The organism is Blastococcus sp. SYSU DS0533, assembly GCF_054050775.1.
The window spans coordinates 288,079-312,996 of record NZ_JBJGZZ010000001.1 but is presented as its reverse complement, the minus strand read 5'-3'; the positions used below and the strand labels follow the sequence as shown (position 1 = coordinate 312,996).

Annotated in this window: 25 protein-coding genes and 4 tRNA genes; 3 read left to right on the top strand and 26 right to left on the bottom strand. The window is 73.0% G+C overall.

The annotated features are described in order from the left end of the window. Positions 1-243: 243 nt before the first annotated feature. From ACI79W_RS01605 to ACI79W_RS01520, 18 genes are all read right to left on the bottom strand, one after another. Positions 244-1,026, bottom strand: coding sequence for a hypothetical protein (locus ACI79W_RS01605; RefSeq protein WP_456560335.1), 783 nt, complete (start codon positions 1,024-1,026; stop codon positions 244-246). Between the two features lie 7 nt (positions 1,027-1,033). Beyond that, positions 1,034-1,621 carry a hypothetical protein gene (locus tag ACI79W_RS01600; RefSeq protein WP_456560334.1) on the bottom strand — a complete coding sequence of 196 codons (588 nt, stop codon included), beginning with the start codon at positions 1,619-1,621 and terminating at the stop codon, positions 1,034-1,036. Between the two features lie 112 nt (positions 1,622-1,733). Further along, positions 1,734-3,002 carry an MCE family protein gene (locus ACI79W_RS01595; protein ID WP_456560333.1) on the bottom strand — a complete coding sequence of 423 codons (1,269 nt, stop codon included), beginning with the start codon at positions 3,000-3,002 and terminating at the stop codon, positions 1,734-1,736. Next, positions 2,999-4,264: an MCE family protein gene (locus ACI79W_RS01590; protein ID WP_456560332.1), complete on the bottom strand. Its 1,266-nt coding sequence runs from the start codon at positions 4,262-4,264 to the stop codon at positions 2,999-3,001. Before ACI79W_RS01590 ends, ACI79W_RS01595 begins: the two co-directional genes overlap by 4 nt. Then, positions 4,261-5,517, bottom strand: a complete 1,257-nt coding sequence (locus ACI79W_RS01585) for an MCE family protein (protein ID WP_456560331.1) — start codon at positions 5,515-5,517, stop codon at positions 4,261-4,263. The genes ACI79W_RS01590 and ACI79W_RS01585 overlap by 4 nt, the downstream gene beginning before the upstream one ends. Next, the gene (locus tag ACI79W_RS01580) at positions 5,517-6,545 is read right to left on the bottom strand and encodes an MCE family protein (protein ID WP_456560330.1); all 1,029 of its coding nucleotides are present in this window, start codon (positions 6,543-6,545) and stop codon (positions 5,517-5,519) included. The genes ACI79W_RS01585 and ACI79W_RS01580 overlap by 1 nt, the downstream gene beginning before the upstream one ends. Next, the gene (locus tag ACI79W_RS01575; protein ID WP_456560329.1) at positions 6,545-7,612 is read right to left on the bottom strand and encodes an MCE family protein; all 1,068 of its coding nucleotides are present in this window, start codon (positions 7,610-7,612) and stop codon (positions 6,545-6,547) included. Before ACI79W_RS01575 ends, ACI79W_RS01580 begins: the two co-directional genes overlap by 1 nt. After that, positions 7,609-8,985 carry an MCE family protein gene (locus ACI79W_RS01570; protein ID WP_456560328.1) on the bottom strand — a complete coding sequence of 459 codons (1,377 nt, stop codon included), beginning with the start codon at positions 8,983-8,985 and terminating at the stop codon, positions 7,609-7,611. Before ACI79W_RS01570 ends, ACI79W_RS01575 begins: the two co-directional genes overlap by 4 nt. Positions 8,986-8,992: 7 nt before the next feature. Then, positions 8,993-9,862 (bottom strand): MlaE family ABC transporter permease, encoded by an 870-nt coding sequence (locus tag ACI79W_RS01565; RefSeq protein WP_456560327.1) that lies wholly within the window; start codon positions 9,860-9,862, stop codon positions 8,993-8,995. Beyond that, on the bottom strand, positions 9,862-10,677 hold the full coding sequence (locus ACI79W_RS01560) for an MlaE family ABC transporter permease (protein ID WP_456560326.1): 816 nt from the start codon (positions 10,675-10,677) through the stop codon (positions 9,862-9,864). Before ACI79W_RS01560 ends, ACI79W_RS01565 begins: the two co-directional genes overlap by 1 nt. Then, positions 10,674-11,798, bottom strand: coding sequence for an ABC transporter ATP-binding protein (locus ACI79W_RS01555; protein WP_456560325.1), 1,125 nt, complete (start codon positions 11,796-11,798; stop codon positions 10,674-10,676). Before ACI79W_RS01555 ends, ACI79W_RS01560 begins: the two co-directional genes overlap by 4 nt. A 319-nt stretch (positions 11,799-12,117) precedes the next feature. Next, positions 12,118-12,513: a 50S ribosomal protein L7/L12 gene (gene rplL, locus ACI79W_RS01550; protein ID WP_456560324.1), complete on the bottom strand. Its 396-nt coding sequence runs from the start codon at positions 12,511-12,513 to the stop codon at positions 12,118-12,120. 17 nt (positions 12,514-12,530) lie between these two features. Next, complete coding sequence (rplJ, locus tag ACI79W_RS01545) at positions 12,531-13,124, bottom strand: 50S ribosomal protein L10 (RefSeq protein ID WP_091929128.1); 594 nt, start codon at positions 13,122-13,124, stop codon at positions 12,531-12,533. A gap of 426 nt (positions 13,125-13,550) precedes the next feature. Then, on the bottom strand, positions 13,551-14,270 hold the full coding sequence (rplA, locus tag ACI79W_RS01540; protein WP_236829269.1) for a 50S ribosomal protein L1: 720 nt from the start codon (positions 14,268-14,270) through the stop codon (positions 13,551-13,553). An 83-nt stretch (positions 14,271-14,353) separates the two neighbouring features. Beyond that, positions 14,354-14,785, bottom strand: coding sequence for a 50S ribosomal protein L11 (gene rplK / locus ACI79W_RS01535; RefSeq protein WP_456560323.1), 432 nt, complete (start codon positions 14,783-14,785; stop codon positions 14,354-14,356). 50 nt (positions 14,786-14,835) lie between these two features. Next, on the bottom strand, positions 14,836-15,741 hold the full coding sequence (nusG, locus tag ACI79W_RS01530) for a transcription termination/antitermination protein NusG (RefSeq protein WP_456560322.1): 906 nt from the start codon (positions 15,739-15,741) through the stop codon (positions 14,836-14,838). A gap of 45 nt (positions 15,742-15,786) precedes the next feature. After that, the gene (secE, locus tag ACI79W_RS01525; RefSeq protein ID WP_456560321.1) at positions 15,787-16,326 is read right to left on the bottom strand and encodes a preprotein translocase subunit SecE; all 540 of its coding nucleotides are present in this window, start codon (positions 16,324-16,326) and stop codon (positions 15,787-15,789) included. Between the two features lie 70 nt (positions 16,327-16,396). Further along, positions 16,397-16,472: transfer RNA gene (locus ACI79W_RS01520), tRNA-Trp, on the bottom strand. Between the two features lie 236 nt (positions 16,473-16,708). Between ACI79W_RS01520 and ACI79W_RS01515 the strand changes: the two genes are divergently transcribed. Next, positions 16,709-17,965 carry a pyridoxal phosphate-dependent aminotransferase gene (locus tag ACI79W_RS01515; RefSeq protein ID WP_456560320.1) on the top strand — a complete coding sequence of 419 codons (1,257 nt, stop codon included), beginning with the start codon at positions 16,709-16,711 and terminating at the stop codon, positions 17,963-17,965. 42 nt (positions 17,966-18,007) lie between these two features. Here the strand turns inward: ACI79W_RS01515 and ACI79W_RS01510 are convergent, their stop codons facing one another. The 6 genes from ACI79W_RS01510 to ACI79W_RS01485 form a co-directional block, all read right to left on the bottom strand. Next, complete coding sequence (locus tag ACI79W_RS01510; RefSeq protein WP_456560319.1) at positions 18,008-18,415, bottom strand: MaoC family dehydratase; 408 nt, start codon at positions 18,413-18,415, stop codon at positions 18,008-18,010. Next, positions 18,412-18,858, bottom strand: coding sequence for an FAS1-like dehydratase domain-containing protein (locus ACI79W_RS01505; RefSeq protein WP_456560318.1), 447 nt, complete (start codon positions 18,856-18,858; stop codon positions 18,412-18,414). Before ACI79W_RS01505 ends, ACI79W_RS01510 begins: the two co-directional genes overlap by 4 nt. A gap of 31 nt (positions 18,859-18,889) precedes the next feature. After that, a complete protein-coding gene (gene rpmG, locus ACI79W_RS01500) occupies positions 18,890-19,054 on the bottom strand; it encodes a 50S ribosomal protein L33 (protein WP_284491312.1) in 165 nt (54 codons plus the stop codon). Between the two features lie 106 nt (positions 19,055-19,160). Beyond that, positions 19,161-19,234, bottom strand: a tRNA-Met gene (locus ACI79W_RS01495). Positions 19,235-19,289: 55 nt separating this feature from the next. Beyond that, positions 19,290-19,362 (bottom strand) — tRNA-Thr (locus ACI79W_RS01490). Between the two features lie 74 nt (positions 19,363-19,436). Next, positions 19,437-21,929 carry a putative bifunctional diguanylate cyclase/phosphodiesterase gene (locus ACI79W_RS01485; protein WP_456560317.1) on the bottom strand — a complete coding sequence of 831 codons (2,493 nt, stop codon included), beginning with the start codon at positions 21,927-21,929 and terminating at the stop codon, positions 19,437-19,439. Between the two features lie 756 nt (positions 21,930-22,685). On the opposite strand from ACI79W_RS01485, the gene ACI79W_RS01480 reads away from it, so the two are divergent. Beyond that, a complete protein-coding gene (locus ACI79W_RS01480; protein ID WP_456560316.1) occupies positions 22,686-23,117 on the top strand; it encodes a pilus assembly protein TadG-related protein in 432 nt (143 codons plus the stop codon). Between the two features lie 58 nt (positions 23,118-23,175). Here ACI79W_RS01480 and ACI79W_RS01475 read toward each other — a convergent pair. Next, positions 23,176-23,257, bottom strand: a tRNA-Tyr gene (locus tag ACI79W_RS01475). A gap of 104 nt (positions 23,258-23,361) precedes the next feature. Between ACI79W_RS01475 and ACI79W_RS01470 the strand changes: the two genes are divergently transcribed. After that, positions 23,362-23,853 (top strand): YajQ family cyclic di-GMP-binding protein, encoded by a 492-nt coding sequence (locus tag ACI79W_RS01470; protein ID WP_456560315.1) that lies wholly within the window; start codon positions 23,362-23,364, stop codon positions 23,851-23,853. Positions 23,854-23,924: 71 nt separating this feature from the next. Here ACI79W_RS01470 and htpX read toward each other — a convergent pair whose 3' ends face one another. Next, positions 23,925-24,794: a zinc metalloprotease HtpX gene (gene htpX / locus ACI79W_RS01465; RefSeq protein WP_456560314.1), complete on the bottom strand. Its 870-nt coding sequence runs from the start codon at positions 24,792-24,794 to the stop codon at positions 23,925-23,927. Positions 24,795-24,918 lie beyond the last annotated feature (124 nt).

Below are 24,918 nucleotides of genomic sequence, written 5' to 3'. Positions count from 1 at the left end.
GCGGGCGTGGCCCGGGAGATTCCCGGGCACCCGTCGTGACCCGTCTCGGCGGGCAGGCAGTCAGAGGGCAGCGCAACAGGAGACCCTACCCCTACCGGAGCGCCGTGTCCACGCCGGGGTCACCGGTGCGACCGGTGCCACACCAGCGGGACGCGCGGGCCCGTCGAGGGGCCCGGCAGGGCGTGCGCCGGACCCATCATGGCAGTCGGACGCCCCCGGTGGGACCGCCACGCCGTCGGCCTCTCAGGAGGTGGTGAGCAGCGTCAGCTCGCTGATCTTCCACTCGCCGTCCACGGTGACCATGCGCACCTGCACCGTCTGCACGCAGGACTGGGCCCCCTCGGGGGTCACCTGGCACTCCGAGCCCTCGGGGGGCTGCTGCTGCCCGGTGTTCACCGAGCGGACGACGTACTGACCGAAGACGACGAGCGTCGCGGTGTCCTGGGCGTCGTTGATCTGCTGCAGCCCGACGTCGTCGACCTCGTAGCTGGTCGTGGCCGAGACCTGCTCGTAGGTGTCGATGATCCCGCCCTGGGACAGGTCGCGCTCGTACTGCTCGCGCAGCTCCCCGGTGAGCACCGCGAGCTTGCCCTCGACGCTGCCCTCGGAGTCCTCGTAGTCGTAGGCGTACAGCGCACGCACGCCGTCCTCCGCCGCCTCGATCACCCCGGTCTGCACGTAGCGCGGATCCAGCCGCTGCCCCAGCAGGAGACCGGTGCCGACGGCGGCCAGCAGGCAGAGCAGGGCCAGGACCGCGACCGGTGCACGGCCGGGACGCCGGCGGCGCGGGGCCGGACCCGTGGCGGGTGCCGCGGCGTGCCGGCGGGCCGATGCCGACCGCCGTGCGCGGCCGGCGGGCTCCGCCGCCGCGGTGTCCGGGCTCCCGGGCGCCGACCCGGGCGGGACCGGGGCGTCCTCGCGGTCACGCCGGCTCCCGGCGACCCGCGGGCGGGGGCTGGGCCGGGCCGCGGGTGCGGGCCGGGGGCGGGCCGTGGGGCGCGGGCGGTCCTCCGGTGCCTGGCTCATCGGTACCTCACCCTCCCCGGATCGCGGACAGCAGCCACCGGCCGTCGACCTCGGTCAGCTCGACCTCGATCCGGTAGCGCAGCAGCTGGGCCTGCTCGTCGGCGTCGCTCTTCTGGGTCGACTCGATGACCAGGAGCGCGGTGGCCCGGCCCGCGTCGGCCCGGGTGACGCCGGCCCCGACGACCTCGGTGCTGACGACGGCCTCGGACTCCACGATCTGCTGGCGGCGCGCCTCCAGCTGGGCGATCGTCTCCTCCGCCAGCTCGCCCGTCGCCACCTGCTCGATCTCGCGGATGTCCTCGTCGAGGGTGACGTGGTCGAAGGAGGTCAGGTCGACCACGTGGGCACGGGCAGCCTGCAGCGCGTCGACGTAGTCGTCGGTGCCGATGGCCGACGGCGCCGGCCTGGTGGACCAGAGGAAGGCGGCCGCGGCCAGGAGCAGGGCCAGCAGCGTCGCGAGCAGCGGCACCACCGGGACCGCCGGCCGGCCGGTCGTGGCGGCGTCGGTCGCCGGCTCCCCGGCCGTCCCGCCCGCGGCACCGGCGGCGGCGACCGCGGGGGCCTCCTCGGCGACGGCCACGGAGGTGTCGCTCACCCGGTCGCCCGCGGGCGACCGGGACCACGCGTTCCTGATCACCGGCGCATCTTCCTCCGTCATCTCGTGGCCCGGGCCGGCGGTGCACCGCGACCGACCCGGACGGGTGGGTTCAGGCAGCGGTGCGGGCGAAGGGGCTGGCGCCCAGCAGCTCGCCGAGCAGGTCGTCGAGGCCGGTCAGCACGGGCGGGCGGGTGCCGCCCCCGCTCTGCGGCCCGGTCCCGCCGACCCCGCCGGAGCGCCCGATGTTCTGCTCACCGCGGATGGCGGCGCCGGTCTCGTCGACGCCGTCCGCCGGGTCGGGGTCGACGCCGTCCACGACCTCGCACCGCACCGCGTCGGTGTCCAGCGCCTGCACCGCGCCGGGCCCCGGCAGGGAGCCGGTGGACACGTAGCCGCTGGTGCACGGGTGCGGGTCATCGGCGTTGAGGACGAAGCCGAAGTGCGCCCGCATCGTCCCGCCGTCGTCGCGCACGACGGTGAAGCCGCCGGAGACGACGTCCGGGTAGGTCACCAGCAGCTGCTCGACGCCGTCGAGGCGCGGGATCGTGACCCGGTTCAGGACGTCGAGGTTCCGGATCAGCGGGCCGAGGGCGGGGCCGGCCTCCTCGACCAGGCGCTGCAGGGAGTCGCCGGCATCGGGGGCGTTCACCAGGAGGCTGCGCAGGTCGGCGTCGCCGGCCACCAGCGTGTCGCTCACCAGCCGCAGGTCGGCCGCCCACTGCTGGATCGCCGAGCGGCCCGCCACCTGGGTGTCGAGCACCGTCCGGCTGTCGCTGATCAGCCGCAGCGTCTCGGGCAGCGACTCCTGGGCCCGGGCGAGCAGGAGGTCGCCGTTGTCGATGAGCCGGCCGAGGTCGTCCCCGGCCCCGGCGAAGGCCCGGCCCAGCTCGTCGACGACGATCCGCAGGTTCTCCTGGTCCAGCGAGCCGACCAGCTCGTCGACGTTGAGCAGCAGCTGCTCGACCGGCACGGGGATCGCGGTGCGCTCCTGCGGGATGACCGCACCGTCCTCCAGGAACGGGCCCTCCCCGTCGTCGGGCACGAGGTCGACGTACTGCTCCCCCACCGCGCTGCGGGTGGAGACCCTGGCGGTGGTGTCGGCGGGGATGGGCTCGGCGTCGGGGTCGATGGTGAGCGTCACGCGCACCCCGTCCCCGACCAGCTCCATGTCGGTGACCCGCCCGACGGAGACCCCCCGGTAGGTCACCTCGGCGTTCTCGAAGATGCCACCGGAGTCCCGGAAGTCGGCCGCCACCTCGTAGCCCGTGCCGAGCAGCACCCGGTCGAGGCCGACGTACTTGAACCCCAGGTAGGCCATCCCCAGCACGGCCACCATCGCGAAGGCGGCGAGCTGGAGCTTCGTGGTCCGGGTGATCACGGCCGGCCTCCCAGCAGGTCGGGCAGACCGACGATGCCGCCCTGGCCGGGTACCCGGCCGACGACGCTCTCCGGCAGCAGCGCGCCCAGGGCGGTCTGCTCGGCCGGACCGGTCGGGCCCGTCCCGCCCGAGGGCGCACCGGAGCCGTTGCCCGGCGGGGTGCCCGGGACGCCGCACCGATCACCGCTGAGGTCGTCCGGCGCGCTCTCCTCCACCGCGCCCGTGAGCGGGTCGACGGCGTAGCGGCAGAGCACCTCGGTGAGGTCCAGGTCCAGGCTGGCGGTCATGTTGGTGAAGAGGCCGTAGCCACCGGTGCGCAGGTCCTGCCGGTAGTTCAGCGCCGACAGCGAGCTGGCGGGGAACGGGTAGGTCAGCAGCAGGTCCAGCGAGCCGGCCAGGTCCGGCCCCGCGGAGGCGAGCTGGGTGAGGATCGGCTGCAGCAGCCTCAGGTCCTCGACGGTGTTCGCACCCGCCTGCTCGATGACGCGGGTCCCGACGTCGCCGAGCCGGGCGAGGCTGTCCAGCATCGAGACCAGCAGGTCGCGCTGCTGGTCCACCACGTCCAGGCCGGGGCCGATGGTGTCCAGGGCGGTCTCGATGGTCTGCGTGCGCTCGGCGAGGCCGGCCGCCAGCGCGTCCACGCTGTCCAGCGCCCGGCTGATCTCCGCCCGCTGGGCGTCCAGCCCGCCGATGAACGTGTCGAGCTGCTCCAGCGTGCTGCGGATCGCCGACTCGCGGCCCTCCAGCGCGACCCCGAGCTCCCGGGTGATGGTCTGCAGCTGGGTGAGCCCTCCCCCGTTGAGCACCAGGGACAGCGCGCCGAGCAGCTCCTCGACCTCGACGTTGCGGTTGGTGCGGTCCAGGCCGATGCGCGCACCGTCCGCGAGCACGCCCTGCGGCTCCTCGCCGCCCGGGGGTGCCAGCTCGACGAACTTCTCGCCCAGCAGGGAGGTCTGCTGGACCATCGCGACGGCGTTCGCGGGCAGCTCGACCTCACCGTTGACCGACAGCGTCACCAGCGCGGTCCAGTCCTCCCCCAGCTCGATCTCCTCGACCCGGCCGACCGGCACGTCGGCCACCCGCACGCCGGACTGCGGCACCAGGTCCAGCACGTCGAGGAACTCCACCTGCACGGTGAAGGGCTCGTCGCCGAGGTCGGCCCCGCCGGGCAGGCCGAAGGAGTACGCGCCGCGGAAGCCGCAGCCGGCGAGCAGCAGCACGCTGCCGGCGAGGGCGGCCGCCCGCACGAGGGGCCGGGTCATCGCGGGGCTCCCGCGAGGCCGGGCAGCCCGATGAGCGAGCCGCCGGCCCGGCCGCCGGAGGTGCCGCCGCCGAAGAGCGCGGTCAGGAGCTCCTGCAGGTCGCTCACCCCGTTGCCGTCGACGTCGTCGAGGGCGCCGTCGGCGTTCGCGTCCCCGGAGAGCAGCCGCGTGCAGATCTGCTCGATCGGCGGCAGCTGGAGGCCCTGGGTCAGCGGGTCGGTGAGCACGTCGGGCACCAGGTCGAGGTCCAGCCGCAGCCGCCCGGTCGCCCCGAGGAGCTGGCAGACGATGATCTCCGGGCTGGTGGCCCCCAGCGAGTTGTCCCGGGTGTCCAGCGTCCCGTAGTCGGGGTTGTAGGCGTGCGCCAGGTTGCCCAGCGCCGCGGGGGCGACGTCGAGCACCTCGGCCAGCGCGTCCCGCTGCTGCACCAGGGTCAGCGTGACGTCGGCCAGCCGGTCGACGTTGGTGCGCAGCAGGTCGGTGTTGTCCCGGACGAAGCCCGCGACCTCCCCGAGCGCCTGCGACAGCAGCCGGATCGCCGTGGCGAGGTCCTCCCGCTCCCCCTCGAGCAGGTCGGCGACGGCCGCCAGGTTCTCGTTGAACAGCCCGACCTGGTTGTCGATGCCGGCCAGCGCGCTGGTGAACAGCTGCAGGTTCTCCACCGAGTCGAAGAGACCGTCGCGGCTCTCGGCCAGCGTCTCCACCGCCTGGGAGAAGCCGGTCAGCGTGCGGTTGAGGGCGTCACCGTTGCCCCGCAGGTTCGCGGCGCCGACGTCGACGAGGTCCGACAGCGCGCCGTCCGCGTTGGCCCCGGTCGGGCCGAGCGCCGCCGAGAGCTCGTCGAGCGCGCCGTACACGGCGTCGAGCTCCACCGGTGTCGCGGTGCGCTCGACCGGGACCTCCGCGCCGTCCCGCATGGTCGGCCCGCCGGCGTACACGGGCGCGAACTGCACGTACCGGTCGGAGACCAGCGACGGAGCGAGCACCACGGCGTCGGCGTCGGCCGGGATGTCGTAGCCGTCGTCGATCAGCATCTCGACGCGCACGCGGTCGCCCTCGGGCCGCACCTCGGTGATCTCACCGACGTCGATGCCGAGGATGCGCACGTCGGAGCCGGCGTAGAGCCCGACCGCCTGCCCGAACCAGGCGGTGACCCGGTACTGGCCCGCGGGCCGCAGCACCGTCCAGCCGAGGGCGCCGACCAGGACCAGCGCCGCGGCGAGCGCGACGCCGCGCTGCAGGGAGCCGCTCATCAGTTCCCCTCCTGGCAGGAGACCGGCGCGCCCACGACGCCGGGCCCGCCGCACACGATGCTGCCGACCACACCGGGCAGCAGGTTGTCCACGAAGCTGTCGAACCACCGGCCGTTGCCGAGGGTGTTGGTGAAGACCCGGACGAAGGGCGCCAGCCGGTCGACGGTCCGGTCGATGTGCTCCCGGTTGCGCGCCAGGATGTCGGTGACCCGGGAGAGCTGCGCCAGCGCGGGCGTCAGCGCCTCGCGGTTGTCGGCCACCAGGCCGGAGAGCTGCGCCGACAGCTCCTGGGTGCTGGTGAGGACGGCGTCGATCAGCTGCCGCCGCTCCTGCACCTCGGTCAGCAGCGTGTTCGAGTCGACGATCAGCCGGGTGAACTCCCCGTTGCGGTCGGCGAGCACGTCGGTCACCGTCCGCGTCGCCGAGAGCAGCTCGCGCAGCTGGGCGTCGCGGGAGGCGATGGTGTCCGACAGCCGGGCCAGCCCCTGCAGCGAGCTGCGCACCTCGTCGGGGGTCTCGGCGAAGGTCTCGGCCAGCACCTCGAACGACCCGGCCAGCTGGGCGGTGTCGAGGTCCTGCACCGTCGTCGAGAGGTCGGCGAAGGCCTCGACGACGTCGTAGGGCGACGCGGTGCGCGTGAGCGGGATGCGCTCGTCGGGGTCCAGCGGTGCGCTCCCCCGCGGCACCAGCGCCAGGTACTTCGCGCCCAGCACCGTCTCGATCTTGATGGCGGCCTCCGAGCGGTCGCCCACGAACGCGTCCCGGACGCGGAACTCGACGGTGACGGCACCGTCCTCCAGCGACAGGCTCTCGACGCTCCCGACCTTGACGCCGGCGACCCGGACCGGGTCGTCGGGCTGCAGGCCGGCCGCCTCGGAGAACTGCGCCCGGTACACCGTGCCGCCCCCGATGAGCGGCAGCGACTGCGCGTTGAAGGCCAGCAGCACCAGGACGGCGATCACCGCCAGGCTGACCGCGCCGACCGGGACGGGGTTGCGGCTGCGGAAGGGACGGGGTGTGCGGGCCATCAGCTGCACCCCCGTTCGCCGTTGCGCAGGCCGCCGGTCGGGACCTCGACGGCGTTCTCGGTGCCGTCGGGGTTGCTCACCGGCAGCACGACGTTGCCCGACGCCCCGCACAGGAAGAAGTTGAACCAGCTGCCGTTCACGGCCGTCCGGGTGACCAGGTCCAGCTTGGTGGGCGCGAGCTCGAGGAACTCCTCCAGCACGTCCCCGCTGTCGGCCAGGGTGGTCGACAGCGCCTCCAGCCCCTGGATGTCCGCGGTCAGCGGGGCGCGGACGTCGACGAGCAGGTCGGTGGTGGCCCGGGCCAGCCCGTCGACGGTCTGCAGGGAGTCGAAGATCGCCTCGCTGTCGCCGGCCAGCCCGGTCACGAACTGCTGCAGGCTCACGATCAGGCCGGAGAGCTGCTCGTCGCGGGCGGCCACGCTGCCCAGCACGGTCGTGAGGTTGTCGATGACGCTGCCGATGACGGCGTCCTTGTCCGCGAGCGACCCGCTCAGCGACGCGATGTGCTGCAGCAGGCCCTGCACCGTGCCGCCCTCCCCCTGGAACACCTGGATGATCTCGAAGGAGAGCCGGTTCACGTCCGCGGGCGAGAGGGCTTGCAGGAGCGGCTGGAACCCGCCGAAGAGCGTGGTCAGGTCCAGCGCGGGGGTGGTCTGCGCGAGCGGGATCAGCGCGTCGTCCGCCAGGACCCGCCCGGCCGAGCCGTCACCCTCCTCGAGCGCCACGTAGCGCTGGCCCACCAGGTTGCGGTACCTGATCGTCGCCCGGACCCCGGCCGGCAGCGGGACGTCGGCGCTGACCTCCAGCGCGACCTCGGCGACCGGGCGCTCGGTCCCCTCGGCCAGCCCGATGGCGGTCACCTGGCCGACCCGGACGCCGGCGATGCGCACCTCGTCTCCCTCGACGAGGCCGGCGACGTCGGTGAACTGCGCCCGGTACGCCCGCTGGTCGCCGTAGCCGGCGTTGGTGATGGTGCTGACCAGGACGTAGCTGGCCAGCACGGTGACCAGCGCGAACGCCACCAGCTTGGTCACCGGGGCGGCCATCCCCCGCAGCCCGCCCCTCATCGCAGCGCCACCTGGGTGCCGCGCAGGAGGGGAGCCAGCGTGGAGACCGCGAGGTCGGAGACCTGCTCCGGCCCGGTCCCGGTCTGGTGGGCGAGGATGCTGCGCACGAAGTCCAGCTCCGCTGTCGATCCGGCGAGGTCGTGGGGCAGGGAGTTCCCGACCCGGGGGTTGGGCTCCCCGGCTCCGTCGGGCACGTCGTCGGGGCCGCGCCCGCCGAGGCAGACGGGGTTGCCCGAGACCGGGTTGTCGGGCGAGTCCACGCCGTCCTCCGGCGGCGTCGGGCAGTAGTACTCGCCGCGCTCGGCCGCCCGGATCAGCCCGTCGATGTCGTCGAGGCCCTGGCAGTCCGGGCCGCTCCGGTCGAGGTACGCGGGCTGGTCGCCGGGGACGTAGGGGTTGCGCGGCGGCAGGGTCACGACGATGTTCAGGTCCAGCGACGGGTCGCCGTCGGCGCCGAAGGCCTCGCTGATCATCGGGTTGAAGCGGGTGAGCCCCTCCAGCAGGCAGGGGTACACCGGTGAGTACTCGGCGAAGACGCCCAGCACCGGCCGGGACGTCTCGGCCAGCGAGATGATGTTCCGCTCGTTGGCCTCCAGGAAGCCCGCGGTGACGTCGCCGGCTGCCCGGCCCACGGTGAAGGTCCGGCGCAGCTGCTCCTGCTGGTCGACTAGGGTGGTGCTGGTCACGGCGAGGTTGTCCAGCAGCGCCAGCAGGTCGTCGGCGGCCGAGTCGTAGGTGTCGGCGAAGTCGGCCAGCCCGATGATGTCGGCCTGCAGGTCCGGCAGCACGGTGTTCAGCTCCCCCACGTACCGCCCCACCTCGGCCAGGTTGGCGCCCAGCCGGTCGCCCCGTCCGCGCAGCGCGTCGGCGACGGCACCGAGCGTGGTGGCGAGGTCCTGCGGCTCCACGGCCTGCAGCAGCGGGAGCAGTCCGTCGATCACCCGCTGCAGTTCGATGGCGTTCTCGCTCCGGTCCTGGCCGATCACGTCGCCGTCGGCGAGCCGCTCCGCGCTGGGCCGCTCGGGCAGCTCCAGGGAGACGAAGCGCTCGCCGAACAGCGTCTTGGGCAGCAGGCGCGCGGTCACGTCGGCCGGGATCTGCGCCAGGTGCTCCGGCCGGATGGCCAGCTCGATCTCGGCGCCGTCAGCGCTCGCGCGCACGTCGCGGACGTCGCCCACGATGACGCCCCGCACCTTGACGTCGGAGGCCTCCTGCAGCTGGTTGCCGACCGTGTCGGTCTGCAGCGTCACCCGGGCCACCTCGGTGAAGGCCTTCTGGTAGGCCGCCACCGCCAGGCCGAGCAGCAGCACCAGCACGACCAGGAAGGCCAGCCCCTGCAGCCGCCGGCGGGCCACCGCCCCGCGCGTGCTCATCTCCCGCTCACCCCGCGATCCGGACCGTCGTCGTGGAACCCCAGATCGCCAGCGACAGGAACAGGTCGATGACCATGACGGCGACGATCGAGAAGCGCACCGCCCGGCCGACCGCGAGCCCCACACCGGCGGGCCCCCCGCCGGCGCGGAAGCCGTAGTAGCAGTGGCTCAGGATGATCACCACGGCGAAGACCAGCACCTTGAGGAAGGACCAGAACACGTCCTGCGGCGGCAGGAACAGGTTGAAGTAGTGGTCGTAGGTGCCGGCCGACTGGCCGTAGGCCTGCGTGGTGATGGTGCGCGTGGCGAAGTAGCTGCTGAGCAGGCCCAGCACGTACAGCGGCACGACGGCGACGAAGCCGGCGACGATGCGGGTGGTCACGAGGAAGGGCAGCGACGGCACGCCCATCACCTCGAGGGCGTCGATCTCCTCGTTGATCCGCATCGCGCCGATCTGGGCGGTGAACCCGCAGCCGACCGTCGCCGAGAGCGCGAGACCGGCCACCAGCGGGGCGATCTCGCGGGTGTTGAAGTAGGCGGAGAGGAAGCCGGTGAAGGCCGACGTGCCCAGCTGGTCCAGCGCCGCATAGCCCTGGAGCCCGACCTCCGTGCCGGTGAAGAAGGAGAGGAAGGCGATGACGCCGACCGTGCCGCCGATGACCGCCAGCGCGCCGGAGCCGAACGTCACCTCGGCCAGCAGCCGGAGGACCTCCCGCTTGTAGCGCCGCAGGGTGCGCGGCACCCAGCCCAGGGCCCGCCCGTAGAAGCCGAGCTGGTCGCCGAGGTCCTCGAGGGTGTCCAGCGGCCGCCGGTAGACGGTGGTGACGAGCCGGCGCAGCCGGAGCCGGACCCGGTCGGTGGGTGAGAGGAGCGCCATCACGCCCCCTTCGGGGGGACGAGCTGGAAGTACAGCGCCGTCATGACGAAGTTCACGGCGAACAGCAGCAGGAAGGTGATGACGACCGCCTGGTTCACGGCATCGCCCACACCCTTGGGGCCGCCACCGGCGTTGAGCCCCTTGTACGCGGCAACGATGCCGGCGATCAGCCCGAAGACCAGCGCCTTGATCTCCCCGGACCAGAAGTCCTCCACCTGGGCCAGCGCGCTGAACGAGGCCAGGTAGGCCCCCGGCGTCCCGCCCTGGAGGACGACGTTGAAGAAGTAGCCACCGGCCACCCCGACGACGCTGACCAGCCCGTTGAGCAGGGTGGCGACCAGCATCGCGGCGAGCACCCGGGGGACGACGAGACGCTGGATCGGGCTGATGCCCAGGACCTCCATGGCGTCGATCTCGTCGCGGATCTTGCGCGCGCCGAGGTCCGCGCAGATGGCCGACCCCCCGGCGCCGGCGATCAGCAGGGCGGTGACGATCGGGCTGGCCTCGCGCAGGACGGCGAGCACCGAGGCCGACCCGGTGAAGGACTGGGCGCCCAGCTGGCGGGTCAGCGACCCCAGCTGCAGGGCGATGACGGCGCCGAAGGGGATCGCGACCAGCGCCGTCGGCAGGATGGTCACGCTGGCGACGAACCAGGTCTGCTGGATGAACTCCCGCACCTGGAACGGGCGCCTGGGCAGGGCCCGCAGCACGTCGAGGGCGAAGGCGAACAGCTTCCCGCTCGCCGCCAGCGGGCGGGTCGGCGAGTACCTGCCGTCGAGCAGCCCCGGCGCGGCCGGCTTGCCGGTGGTGGTCACCCGTCGCCCCCGGTCCGGGGCAGCACCACCGTGGGGGCCGTCGCGCCGGGCTCCGGCCCCCAGTGCCGGCCACCCGGGACCGGCGTCGGGCCGAAGACCCCCGCGTCGGCCTGGGCGAGCAGGTCCGCCGGCAGCGAGGCGCGGATGGCCGCCGCGGTGGCGGGGTCGAACTCCTGCAGCATCCGGGCGACCCGCTCCTGCCGGCGGCGCACGGCCTTCCGCTCCGGTAGGCCCGGGGACGGGTCGAGCTGCGGCGGGACGGCGTCCCCACCGCTCGCGCCCTTGGGCCCGATGCCGTTGTGCTGGTCCCCGCCGCGCGCCTCCAGGGCCGCCATCTCGGCCTCGACCTGGGCGACGTCCTTCTCCTCGCTCATGCCGATCGGGCCCTCGCGGCGCCCGTTCAGGAACTGGCGGACCACCGGTTCCTGCGAGGTCAGCAGCTGCTCGCGCGGGCCGAACATCGCCAGGTGGCGGCGGAACAGCAGGCCGAGGTTGTCCGGGACGGTGCGCGCGGTGCCGATGTCGTGGGTGACGATCAGGAACGTCGCGTCGATCTGGGCGTTGAGGTCCACGATCAGCTGGTTCAGGTAGGCCACGCGGACCGGGTCCAGCCCGGAGTCGGGCTCGTCGAACAGGATGATCTCGGGGTCGAGGACCAGCGCGCGGGCGAGCCCGGCCCGCTTGCGCATGCCACCGGAGATCTCCCCGGGCAGCTTCCCCTCGGCCCCCTGCAGGCCGACCATGTCCATCTTCTCGAGGACGATGCGCCTGATCTCGGACTCGCTCTTGCGCGTGTGCTCGCGCAGCGGGAAGGCGATGTTGTCGAACAGGTTCATCGAGCCGAACAGCGCACCGTCCTGGAACAGCACGCCGAACAGCTTCCGCACCTCGTAGAGGCGCGACTCGCTGGTGCGGACGATGTCGGTGTCGGAGATGACGATCGAGCCGCGTTCGGGCTTCAGCAGGCCGACCAGCGACTTGAGGAAGACCGACTTGCCGGTGCCGGACGGCCCCAGCAGCACCGAGATCTCCCCCGGCGGCAGCGTCAGCGTGACGTCGCTCCAGATGTTCTGACTGCCGAACGACTTGGTCAGGCCCGAGACCTCGACTGCGACGCCCACGTGTCCCCTGCCTCCCGTCCCGGCCCTGCCGCCGGCTCCCCGCCCCGCCGCACCGGCGGGCCCCGGCGGTCCCTGTACCTCGATCCCCCGCGTGCGGCGGATCTCAGCGCGTCACTACCGGTCAGTAACGATCACGCCCGGCGAAGGTTACGTGTGTCACGGAGTTTCGGTGACGCGGGTCTCGGCCGGCGGCGGCAAACCACCCGGACATGCGACAGGGGCCGTCCTCCCGAAGGAGGACGGCCCCTGGTGACGCGGTGGAACGGCCCGGCGCAGGGTCCCGGCCCGAGCGGAGCGAGGGCTGGGGGCGCCGGGTCCTTTACTTGACGGTGACGGTGGCGCCGGCGCCCTCGAGAGCGGCCTTGGCCTTCTCGGCGGCGTCCTTGGCGACCTTCTCCAGGACCGGCTTCGGCGCGTTGTCGACCAGGTCCTTGGCCTCCTTGAGGCCGAGCGAGGTCAGGCCGCGCACCTCCTTGATGACCTGGATCTTCTTGTCGCCGGCCGACTCGAGGATGACGTCGAACTCGTCCTGCTCCTCGACGGCGGCACCGGCGTCGCCGCCGCCACCACCGGCGGCGGGGGCGGCCGCGACGGCGACGGGGGCAGCAGCGGTGACCTCGAAGGTCTCCTCGAACTGCTTCACGAAGTCGGACAGCTCGAGGAGGGTCATCTCCTTGAACGCGTCGAGCAGCTCCGTGGTGGAAAGCTTGGCCATGGTGTCTCCTTCTGGGGTCAGTCGGTGCTGGCCGCGGCGTCCGCGGCGTCAGCGTCGGGGGTGGTGTCAGCAGCAGCGGCTTCGGGAGCGCCGGCCTCGGCGGGCTTCTTCTCCTTGAGCGCCTCGGCGAGCCGGGCGACCTGCGACAGCGGGGCCTGGAACAGCCCGGCAGCCTTGGTCAGGTTGCCCTTCATGGCGCCGGCCAGCTTGGCCAGCAGCACCTCGCGCGGCTCGACGTCGGCCAGGGCGGTGACCTCGGCGGGGCCGACGGTGCGGCCCTCGACGACGCCGCCCTTGACGACGAGCAGCGGGTTGGCGCGCGCGAAGTCGCGGATGGCCTTGGCGGCCTCGACGACGTCACCCTCGATGAAGGCGATCGCGGTCGGGCCGTTGAGCAGCGGGGCCAGGTCGGAGTGCCCGACCGAGTCCGCCGCCCGCTTCGTCAGGGTGTTCTTGACGACGGCGTAGCTGCTGCCCTCACCGAGGGAACGGCGCAGCTGGGTCAGCTGCGCCACGGTCAGCCCGCGGTACTCGGTGAGCACCGCCGCGCTGGACGACTGGAACCGCTCGGTGATCTCGTCGATCACCGCGGCCTTCGCCTGCGTGGGCATGGGCCTCCTCTCGTCTGTCGGGCGACTGCTGGCCGCTGCACGACTGCGTGCGACGGAGGGCCCGGAGACGAGGAACGCCCCGGCGCAGGGCGCACGGGGCGAGGGGCGGGCGCGGACGCCTGCCGATCGAACCGTCCTCCTGCGCGGGTCGCCCGGAGCTCCGGGACCTTCGATCGCACGCGGACGTGCGACGACCAGCGGTCTTGGGGGGAACGGGGACGAGCATACATGTCGCCTCCGGCGCGCCGGCCGTCGGCCCGGTCACATCCCCGCGGAGGCGCCGGCGGTGGGCGCCGCATCGCCGCCCCCCGGACGGCGACGGCCCCGCCGCGCGGTGCGCAGCGGGGCCGTCGTGGCTCACCTGGTGACGTCCTGGCTCACTGTCGACGGCGAGCCAGGACCCGGAACGACCAGGTCACCTGGTCTTCACGCGGTGGGCTCGTCCACCGTCAGGTTGCGGGTGCGGTTCGGGTCGACCGGGATGCCCGGGCCCATGGTGGTGGAGATGGTGACCTTCTTCAGGTACCGGCCCTTCGCCGACGACGGCTTGGCGCGGAGCACCTCGTCGAGGGCGGCGGCGTAGTTCTCGACCAGCTTGGCCTCGTCGAACGACGTCTTGCCGATCACCAGGTGCAGGTTGGCCTGCTTGTCGACGCGGAAGTTGATCTTCCCGCCCTTGATGTCGTTGACGGCCTTGGTGACGTCGGGGGTCACCGTGCCGGTCTTCGGGTTCGGCATCAGGCCGCGGGGGCCGAGGATGCGGGCGATGCGACCGACCTTGGCCATCTGGTCCGGCGTCGCGATCGCGGCGTCGAAGTCCAGGAAGCCGCCCTGGATGCGCTCGATCAGGTCGTCGGAGCCCACGACGTCGGCGCCGGCGGCCTCGGCCTCGGCGGCCTTGTCACCGGTCGCGAAGACGATGACGCGGGCGGTCTTGCCGGTGCCGTGCGGCAGGTTGACGGTGCCGCGGACCATCTGGTCGGCCTTGCGCGGGTCGACGCCCAGGCGCATGGCGACCTCGACGGTGGCGTCGTAGGCGGTCGTCGACGTCTCCTTGGCCAGGGTGGCGGCCTGGAGCGGGCTGTACAGGTTGTCGCGGTCGACCTTCTCGGCCGCTGCGCGGAACTTCTTGCCGTGCTTCGCCATGGTGGATCCTCTCCCCCGGACGTCGCCGGGGATCGCGTGGTGCACGGGCCAGGCGTGGCCCTCCCACGGGTGCTGGGGCGGGATCAGCCCTGGACGGTGATCCCCATCGACCGGGCGGTGCCGGCGATGATCTTCTCGGCCTGCTCGAGCGAGTTGGCGTTGAGGTCGGCCATCTTGGTCGTGGCGATCTCGCGGACCTGGTCACGGGTGACCGTGGCGACCTTGGTCTTGTGCGGCTCGCCCGAGCCCTTCTCGACACCTGCGGCCTTGAGCAGCATGCGCGCGGCCGGCGGGGTCTTGGTGACGAACGTGAAGGACCGGTCCTCGAAGACCGAGATCTCCACGGGGATCACGTTGCCGCGCTGCGACTCGGTCGCGGCGTTGTACGCCTTGCAGAACTCCATGATGTTGACGCCGTGCTGACCGAGCGCCGGACCGACGGGCGGGGCGGGCGTGGCCGCACCGGCGTTGATCTGGAGCTTGATGACCGCGGTCAACCGCTTCCTGGGGGGCATGCTCTGTTCTCCGGTTCAGGTTGGGTGGTGAGGTCTTCGGGGCCTGTCCGTCAGATCTTCTGGACCTGGCTGAACGAGAGCTCGACGGGCGTCTCGCGGCCGAAGATGGAGACGAGGACCTGCAGCTTCTGCTGCTCGGCGTTGATCTCGTTGATGGTGGCGGGCAGCGTGGCGAACGGGCCGTCCATGACGGTCACCGACTCGCCCACCTCGAAGTCGACGACGGCGGCCGGCGCGGCGGCGGCGCCACCCGTGCTCGCCGCGGCGGTCTCGGTGACCCGCGGCGCCTGCGGCGTGGTGGCCGGGGCGAGGATCTTCACGACCTCGTCGATCGTCAGCGGCGAGGGCTTGGACGTCGCGCCGACGAAGCCGGTGACCCCGGGGGTGTTGCGGACCGCGCCCCAGGACTCGTCGTTGAGCTCCATGCGGACCAGCAGGTAGCCCGGCAGGACCTTGCGGTTGACCTGCGAGCGCTTGCCGTTCTTGATCTCGGTGACCTCCTCGGTGGGCACCTCGATCTGGTAGATGTAGTCCTCCACGTCGAGGGACTGGATGCGCGCCTCGAGGTTGGTCTTCACCTTGTTCTCGTAGCCCGCGTACGAGTGGACGACGTACCAGTCCCCGGGGGCGATCCGCAGCGCCTTGCGCAGCGCCTCCACCGGGTCCTCGTCCTCCTGCTCCGCGCCGTCGGAGCCCTCGGCGGGCGCGGCCTGCGGGTCGGTCGCGAGGGTGGCGGGGTCACCGGTCTCGATCTCCGGCGTCGCGTCGGCGACCTCTCCGTCGGCGATCGCGGTACCCGCGGCCAGGTCGGCGGTGTCGCTGGACCCCTCGGCGGCGCCGACCTCGCCGGCGCCGGTCTCGACGTCGGCGGTGCCGCGCTCGTCGAATCGGGCGTCGTCCAGATCGGTGCCTTCGACCGCGTTGTCGGTCTCGAAGGGCTCGCGGGGGTCGGTCACAGGGTGTCTCTTCCTAGTCAGGGGGCGTTCAGGCGCGCAGGCGGATCAACCGAAGACGGCGAGCACGCCCTGCGCGAAGAGCAGGTCGAGGCCCGCCACCAGCGCGACGATGAACGCGACGAACACGATCACCACGGTCGTGTAGGTGATCAGCTCACGCCGGCCCGGCCAGATGACCTTGCGCAGCTCGGCGACCACCTCGCGCAGGAACCGCATGATCGAGCGGCGCGGCCGCAGCTCCTCGGCGCGGGCCCGATCCGCCGCGGCCCGGGAACGGGTCGGGGCGCCCTCGCGGGCCGGGCCCGTGGCCGAGCGCGCGGCGCGGCGGGACCGCGTGGCGGGCTCGTCGTCCTCGTCGGCGCCGGCCGTGATCCGGCCGCGCCGCCGGGCGGCGCGGTCTCCCCGCGGTGATGGGACGACCTTGTCCTCGTCGGCCTCGGCCTCGCCGGCCACCTGGTCCTCGGCGGCCTCGAGCGCGGCGGCGTCGTCGACCACCGGCGCCTCGCGGTCCAGCTGCTCGTCGGTGAGCTCGGCGTCGGAGGCGGCGCGCGCGTCGTCCTCGCGGCCCGGCTTCTCGTCGCTCACTGCGCCTCGCTCGCCTCGTCGGTGGTGGCCACTCCCGCGAGGGCCGTCGGTCGGTCGTGCCGTGTCCTGCTGGCAGGGGTGACAGGACTTGAACCTGCAGCCTGCGGTTTTGGAGACCGCTGCTCTGCCAATTGAGCTACACCCCTATGCCCTGGTGGGCCCCGAGCGTCTCGCCGCCACACCCGCACCGGCCCCGCGAGGGGATCCGGGGCACGCCGGTGGCGGGGTCAACAGGCCCCGGTGCAGCCAGTGTACGGGACCGCGGCGGCCGGGGGCGAACGTCCCGCCGACGCCACCCCCGGCGGAGCCTCCGCACGCGGTCACCTGCGCGCGGGAGCCGGGCGCGCGGCTCGCGGGCCGTGGTCTTTGACACGATGGTCCCATGACCGACGCCTCCGCTCCGGGGTCCGCCGCCCGCTCGACCGAGCTGCCGCCCGCCGCGCGCCGCATCTCCCGCCGCATCGGCGCCATCGCCGAGTCCGCGACGCTCGCCGTGGACGCCAAGGCGAAGGCCCTCAAGGCCGCCGGGAAGCCGGTGATCGGCTTCGGCGCCGGCGAGCCGGACTTCCCGACGCCGGACTACGTGGTCGAGGCCGCCATCACCGCCGCCCGGACGCCGGCGATGCACCGGTACACCCCGGCCGGTGGCCTGCCGGCCCTCAAGGAGGCGATCGTCGCGAAGACCGCCCGCGACTCAGGCCTGCAGCTCAGCCCGGCCCAGGTGCTGGTGACCAACGGTGGCAAGCAGGCGGTCTACGAGGCGTTCGCGACGATGCTCGACCCCGGCGACGAGGTGCTGGTCCCCGCGCCGTACTGGACGACCTACCCGGAGGCCATCCGGCTGGCCGGGGGGGTCCCGGTCCCGGTGGTGGCCGACGAGCAGAGCGGCTACCTGGTCTCGGCGGCGCAGCTCGAGGCCGCCCGCACCCCGCGCACCAAGGCGCTGCTCTTCTGCTCGCCCTCCAACCCCACCGGTGCCGTCTACCCGGCCGAGCAGGTGGAGGAGATCGGCCGCTGGGCGCTCGAGGCCGGCCTGTGGGTGCTCACCGACGAGATCTACGAGCACCTGACCTACGGCGGGCTCACCGCGCCGTCGATGCCGGTGCTGGTCCCCGAGCTCGCCGACCGGTGCGTCGTGGTGAACGGGGTCGCCAAGACCTACGCCATGACCGGCTGGCGGGTGGGCTGGATCGCCGGTCCGGCCGACGTCGTGAAGGCGGCGACCAACCTCCAGTCGCACGCCACCTCGAACGTCGCGAACGTCTCCCAGGCCGCCGCGATCGCCGCGCTGACCGGGGACCTCTCGGCCGTCGCCGAGATGCGGACGGCGTTCGACCGGCGCCGGAAGACCATCGTGTCGATGCTGCGCGAGATCCCTGGCGTGGCGTGCCCCGAGCCGCACGGCGCGTTCTACGCCTACCCCTCGGTCAAGGGCCTGCTCGGCCGCCCGATCGGCGGGCGCACCGCGGAGACCAGCGCGGAGCTCGCCGAGCTGATCCTGGAGCAGGCCGAGGTCGCGGTCGTGCCCGGCGAGGCGTTCGGCACGCCCGGCTACCTCCGGATGTCCTACGCGCTGGGCGACGAGGACCTCGTCGAGGGCGTCTCGCGGCTGCAGCGGCTGCTGTCCACGGCGGGCTGAACGCCGGGCCCCGGTCCGCAGCGGGCCGGGGCCCGGCGGGGCTCAGCCGAGCCGGACGACCGCGCGGGCGAGGGAGAGGACCTTCTCGCCCCCGCTGGTGACCGTCAGGTCGACCCGTACCCGCCCCTCGTCCAGCAGGGCGGCCACCGTGCCGCGGACGGTCAGCTCGGCCCCGCGGTCGTCGTCGGGGACGACGACCGGGCGGCCGAAGCGGACCTGGTACTCGAGGAGCGCCGTCGGGTCACCGGTCCAGCCGGTCACCGCCCGCGCAGCCAGGGCCATGGTCAGCATGCCGTGGGCGATGACGCCGGGCAGGCCGACCTCGCGCGCGACCCGCTCGTTCCAGTGGATCGGGTTGAAGTCACCGGAGGCGCCGGCGTAGCGCACCAGGTCGGCACGGGTGACCCGGATGACCAGCTCGGGGAGCTCGGTGCCGATCTCGGCGGTCATGCCATCCCCCGCGCGACGAGCATGGAGGTGGCCGTGCAGACCGCCTCGCCGTCCTCCGTGGCCAGCTCCACCCGGGCCGTCAGCAGGTCGTTGCCGGCGACGGTGCGGGCGGCGTCGATCGTGGTGGTGGCGACCAGCCGGTCGCCGGCCCGGATCGGGCGGTGGTGGGTGAATCTCTGCTCGCCGTGGACGACCCGGCTGTAGTCCAGTCCCACCTCGTCGTCCGCGAGCACCACGAACGCGGCCTCCAGGCTCACCACGATGGCGAAGGTCGGCGGCGCGACGACGTCGGCGTGGCCCGCCGCACGGGCGGCCTCCACGTCGTGGTGCACGGGGTCGGTCGCGCCGACCGCGGTCGCGAACTCGGCGATCTTCGCCCGCCCGACCTCGTAGACGGCAGAGGGCGGGTAGCTGCGCCCGACCAGTGCCCGGTCCAGCGCCATGCTCCCGCCCTCGCTCAGCCGTGTCGCGTCGTCAGCGCGTCTCGCGGTGCAGCGTGTGCTTGCGGTCGCGCGGGCAGTACTTCTTCAGCTCGAGCCGGTCGGGGTCGTTCCGCCGGTTCTTGCGGGTGATGTAGTTCCGGTTCTTGCACTCCTGGCAGGCCAGGGTGATCTTCGGACGGACGTCGGTGGCTGCCACGGGAGCGCTCCTAGCCTTGTGGGACAGGACCCGGGGCCGGGCCCTGCTGCCGCATCGGCCCGGGGCCGACACGGCGACGGACCCGGGTGACCGGGTCCGTCGGGAGTAGCGGTGACCGGACTTGAACCGGTGACACAGCGATTATGAGCCGCTTGCTCTACCAGGCTGAGCTACACCGCCGGGTGACCACGCGGGCCGGTCTCGCGACAGGACCGGTAGGTCGGGTTACTGCCAGAGCCCCTTTACGGAATCGAACCGTAGACCTTCTCCTTACCATGGAGACGCTCTGCCGACTGAGCTAAAGGGGCGTGCTCCGAGGAGCCGTCGAAGACTCTACCCGATGCCTGCCGCCCTCTCCGCAGGGGCCCCGCGGCACCCTCCGTCAGGTACGGACGAACAGGCGGCGGTGGGTGGCCCCCGGCGCGGCGGAGCGCACGCCGGTGCGCGCGAGCAGCCACTTCTCCAGCCGGTCCTCCGGCAGCGGCCGGCTGATCAGGAAGCCCTGCAGCTTGTCGCAGCCCATGGCGATGAGCTGGTTGCGGGTCATCTCGTCCTCGACGCCCTCGGCCACCACGCACAGCCCGAGGTTGTGGGCCAGCTCGATGATCGACCGGGCGATGAAGGACTCCCCCTGGCTGGTGGCCATGGTGAGCACGAAGGACTTGTCGATCTTCAGCTCGTCGATCGGCAGCTGCCGCAGCTGGGAGAGCGACGAGTAGCCGGTGCCGAAGTCGTCCATCGACAGCCGCAGCCCGAGGTCGTGCAGCTCCTCCAGCACCGAGCTGCCGCGCACCGAGTCGTCCACGACACTGCTCTCGGTGAGCTCGAGGATGAGCAGCTCACCCGGGACGCCGTGCCGGTCCAGGGCGCCGCGGATGCGGTCGACCAGGTCGGGCTCGCTGAGGGAGAACGCCGAGACGTTGACCGCGACGGACAGCGAGATGCCCTCGTCCAGCCAGCGCCGGCAGCGGGCGAGCGCCAGGTCCAGCACGTGGTCGGTCACCGCGCCGATCCGGCCGATCTGCTCGGCCAGCCCGATCACGTCCTCGGGCGGGATGCTGCCGAAACGAGGGTGGGTCCAGCGGACGAGGGTCTCCACCGACACGATGTCGGAGGTCTTCGCGTCGATCACCGGCTGGAAGACAACGCCGATCTGACCGTCGGCCATCGCCTGCGCGAGCTCGGTGCCCAACTGCAGGCGGCGCAGGCTCTGCTGGTCCAGCACCGGGTGGTAGCTGGCCACGCCCCCGGACTCCCCGGCCGCCAGCAGGGCGACGTCGGCGCGCTGCATCAACGTGCCGGCATCGGCGCCGTGCTCCGGCGCGGCCGCGACGCCGATGGTCAGCGACACCTCCAGGTCCAGCCCGGCCACGCGGACCCGCGTCGCCGCCGCCTCGCGCAGCCGCCGGGCGGCCTGCTCGGTGGCAGCGAGGGAGAGCCCCGGGAGGAGGACCGCGAACTGCTCGCGCTCCATGCGGGCCAGCAGGGCGCGCGGCGGGGCGTGCTCGCGGAGCAGGCCGGCGGTGACCAGGAGCAGTTCGTCGCTCGCCGCGTGCCCGAGCGTGTCGGTGACGTCGGCGTAGGTGCCGAGGGAGGCCAGGATGAGCCCCGCGCCGGCGCCCGCGGGGTGCCCGGTCAGGAGGGCGTGGATCTCCGCCGCGAGGCGCTGCCGGTTCGGCAACCCGGTGAGCCGGTCGTGGTCGGCGTCGAACCGGATGCGGGTCAGCAGCTGCTGCTGCCGGATCGCCGCGTTGACGTGGGTGAGCATCGACTCCAGGGCGCCGCGCTCGCTGCTGCCGAAGGAGACTGCGTCGCTGCGCCGGTCGCACACCTCCAGGTAGCCCGGTTCCCCGGCGGCCGTGGTCACCGGCGCACCCAGCAGCTCCGCGACCCCGCGGCGGGCGAGCGCGGCCGCCTCGGCCTCGTCGGCACGGCCGGCGGAGACGTGGACGGCCCCCGAGGACGCGACCGCGCGGCGACGCAGCACGTCGTCGGGGTCCCCGGGGCCGTCGTACCAGTCCGCGCCGCTCTCCGTGGCGACGACGAGCCGCGGCCCCTCGTCCAGGTACGGGGGCAGCCACAGGGCGACGCGCTCGGCGTTCAGCAGCTCCTGCAGCGCACGCACGATGTGCCGGGTGCCGACCTCGTCCGGTTCCACCTGCTCGACCCGGCGGGCGAACTCGTAGACCCGCTCCAGCGACTGGCTCTCCCGCGTCACCTCGGCGAACCGGCGGTAGAGCAGGACGAGCGCCGCGGTGAGCGGGACGATGATCACCCAGGTCCAGAGGGTGGCCTGGAGGAGCAGGAGGATGGCCAGCCCGGTGACCACGGCAACCGGCTGGACGACGACGACGGGCACGAACAGGCTCGTCCACACCGCTCGCCCGGGGTAGCCCTGGGTCAGGGTGATCGCACCGGCGACCATGCCCGCAGCGACGACGTTGGCCACGAAGATGGCCAGCAGGCAGGAGACCCAGGTGGCCGGCTCGCGGACGTCCCCGGCGGGCAGCAGCTCCAGCACGAAGACCGCGACAGCGCTGTCGATCACGGCGACGGCGACGTTGAAGAGGATCTTGGGGCGCGGGAACCGCTGGACGGCCAGCACGACACCGACGGCGAGCGCGCGCAGGACCGCCGTCCAGACGCCGCCGACCACCAGCAGCGCGATGACGAAGGCCGCCTCGCTCGCCGAGTTGACGAAGCTGTGGCGACGGAACTCGACGTGGACGTTCACCCACTCGGCCAGCATCGCGGCCAGCAGGACGGCGACGAGGACCCGCCCGTCGACCGCCCGGGGTTCCTGCGCGAAGACCGCGATCCCCGCCGGCACGGCGACCGCGAGACCCAGGACGGCGACGACCCAAGGGCTGCGCACGGTACGCGGGCGACTACGCTCGCGTACGTCCTGCTCAGCCACGTGCACGGCACTCTCCCGGGTCGTTGGGCGGGCGAAGGCTAGCAGCGGTGGCGATCACCGCCACGCCCTCCGCACGCGGGGTCGGAGCCCCCGTCCGCGACGATCATCGGCACGAGCCTCCCCGGACATGAGGCGGGGCAGCCGGCCCACTCGACCGACCGCCCCGACGGGTGAGCTCCGGCGACCCGGACCGCGGAGGCCTCAGGCCTGGCTGCGACCCCACTTCACGCCACGGCCCCACTTCACGCCACGGCCCCACTTCACACCGCGGTTACCGGCCTCACGCTGCACGCTGCTGTTCATGGCGCCTCCCTCGTGGCACGACTGATCGGCTGTTGCGGCAGCCATCTACGCGCGGGGGCAGAGCGTCGTCGAATACGGACCGCGCGGGAGACACTCCTTCCCGTCACGGGCGGCCACAAGCATGTCGATCACGACACGCCGCGGGAGACGCCATGTCGTTACCACCCGCCACGTTGATCACACGTCGAGTGAGCCGCTTCACCCGCCGGCAGGCTCTACGGCGCCCGGGGAGCGGGCCTCCGCGGACGCCGGGTCGACCGGCCGCACGACGGACCCGGCACCGCCGCGGCCAGGCGTCGTCCACAGGCGCCCGCGGGAGGACACGAGGACGGGTGAACCGCCGTCCACAGTGTCCACAGATCGTGTCCACAGGTCGTGGGCGACCGCCCGCCGCTGCCTACGCTGCCGGGCGTGCGCCTCGACCAGGACGACCGCGAACGCGGTTCGACGCTCCCGTTCGTCCTGGTGTGCTGGCTCGTCGCGGCGCTCATGGCGTTCGGGGCGATCGCCGCGTCCGACGCCTTCCTCGAGCAGCAGGAGGTGCAGTCGGTCTGCGACGGCGCCGCCCTCGCCGCGGCCAACCAGGCCGACGAGGCGGTGGTCTACGCCCAGGGGGTGGATGCCGAGCTCCCGCTCACCCGCGCCGCCGCGCAGGCCGCGGTCGGCGACCAGTTGGCCGACGGCGGGGTCGCGCTGGACAGCTGGGCCGCCGAGACCGACGGCGCCGAGGTCACCGTGCGCTGCACCCGCCACGTCGACATCGCCTTCGGCTGGCTCTTCCTCGGCGGGCAGCAGCTCGAGCGCACCGCCGTCTCGAGCGCCCGGGCGCCGACGTCGCCCTGAAGGGGAACGGAACGGCGACGGCCCCCGACCTGGCGGTCGGGGGCCGTCGTACCGGGCGTGGCGGGTGAAGGATTCGAACCTTCGTAGGCTAAGCCGACGGATTTACAGTCCGCTCCCATTGGCCACTCGGGCAACCCGCCGCGATGGGTACGCGGGAGAGAGTAACAAGCCGAGGGGCCCGGCACGTGACGGGTCCCCACCGACGGGCCGCCGAGCGCCCCGTCCCGCACGGAGAGGAAACGACATGGCCGACGCATCCTTCGACGTCGTGAGCAAGGTCGACCGGCAGGAGGTCGACAACGCCCTGAACCAGGCGGGCAAGGAGCTCTCTCAGCGGTTCGACTTCCGCGGCACGAACGCGACCATCGCCTGGGCCGGCGAGGACGGCGTCACCCTGCAGGCGGACACCGAGGAGCGCGTCTCCGCGGCCCTCGAGGTGTTCAAGGAGAAGCTGATCAAGCGGAACATCTCGCTCAAGGTGCTCGACGCCGGGGAGCCCCAGGCCTCGGGCAAGACCTACAAGATCGGCGCGAAGATCAAGCAGGGCATCGAGTCCGACACCGCCAAGAAGATCGCGAAGCTGATCCGCGACGAGGGCCCCAAGGGCGTGCAGGCGCAGATCCAGGGCGACCAGCTGCGCGTGAGCGGCAAGAAGCGGGACGACCTGCAGGCGGTGCAGCAGCTGCTCCGCGGCGCCGACCTCGACGTCGCCCTGCAGTTCGACAACTACAGGTGACGTGACGGAACGGCCCGGCCGCGGGCCCCACGGCGCGCGGGGCGTGTCGGGACGAGCGGCCGGGCTCTTCTTCAGCGCTGGCCGAGCTCGCGGGCCATCTGCTCCAGGCGGGCGATCCGCTGCGGCATCGGCGGGTGGCTGGCGAACAGCGAGGCCATCCCGTGCCCGCGGAAGGGGTTGGCGATCATCAGGTGGCTCTGGGTGACCAGCCGCTCCTCCTGCGGCAGCGGGCGCGCCGCCGTCCCCCGCTCGATCACCCGCAGGGCGTCGGCCAGCGCCAGCGGGTCCTGCGACAGCTGGGCCCCGGAGGCGTCGGCCTGGTATTCGCGGCTGCGGCTGACCGCCATCTGCACCAGCCCGGCGGCGAGCGGGCCGAGGAGCACGAGCAGCAGGCCGCCGAGGGCGTTGCCGCCGCCCCGGTCCTCGTCGGAGCGCCCCCCGAACAACGAGGCGAACATCGCCATGTGCGCCAGGTAGGTGATGACCGTGGCCATCGCGCCGGCGACCGAGCTGATCAGGATGTCACGGTTGTAGACGTGGGAGAGCTCGTGGGCGAGCACCCCGCGCAACTGCCGCCGGTCGAGCAGCTCGAGGATGCCCTGGGTGACGCAGACGGCCGCGTTGCGCGGGTTGCGGCCGGTGGCGAAGGCGTTGGGCTGGTTCGTCGGGCTGACGTAGAGCCGGGGCATCGGCTGGCGCGCCTCGGTCGCGAGCTCGCGCACGATCGCGTACAGCTGCGGCGCCTGGGTCTCGGTGACCGGGAAGGCACGCATCGCCCGCAGCGCCAGCTTGTCGGAGTTGAAGTAGGCGTATCCGTTCACCGCGAGCGCGATGACCAGCGCGATGAGCAGACCGCCGCGCCCGCCGATCAGCGCGCCGGCCATGAGGATCAGCCCGCCCATGAGACCCAGCAGGAGGGCGGTCTTCAGTCCGTTGGTCATGCGTTGCACGACCGGTCCAACGTCGCCCCCGGGGCGCCCGTTCCCGCACCGGTGATCGGCCGTCCTCCGGTGGAATGACGACGCGGGAACCGCGGTTGCTCCCCGGGAACGCGGTGAGATCCTC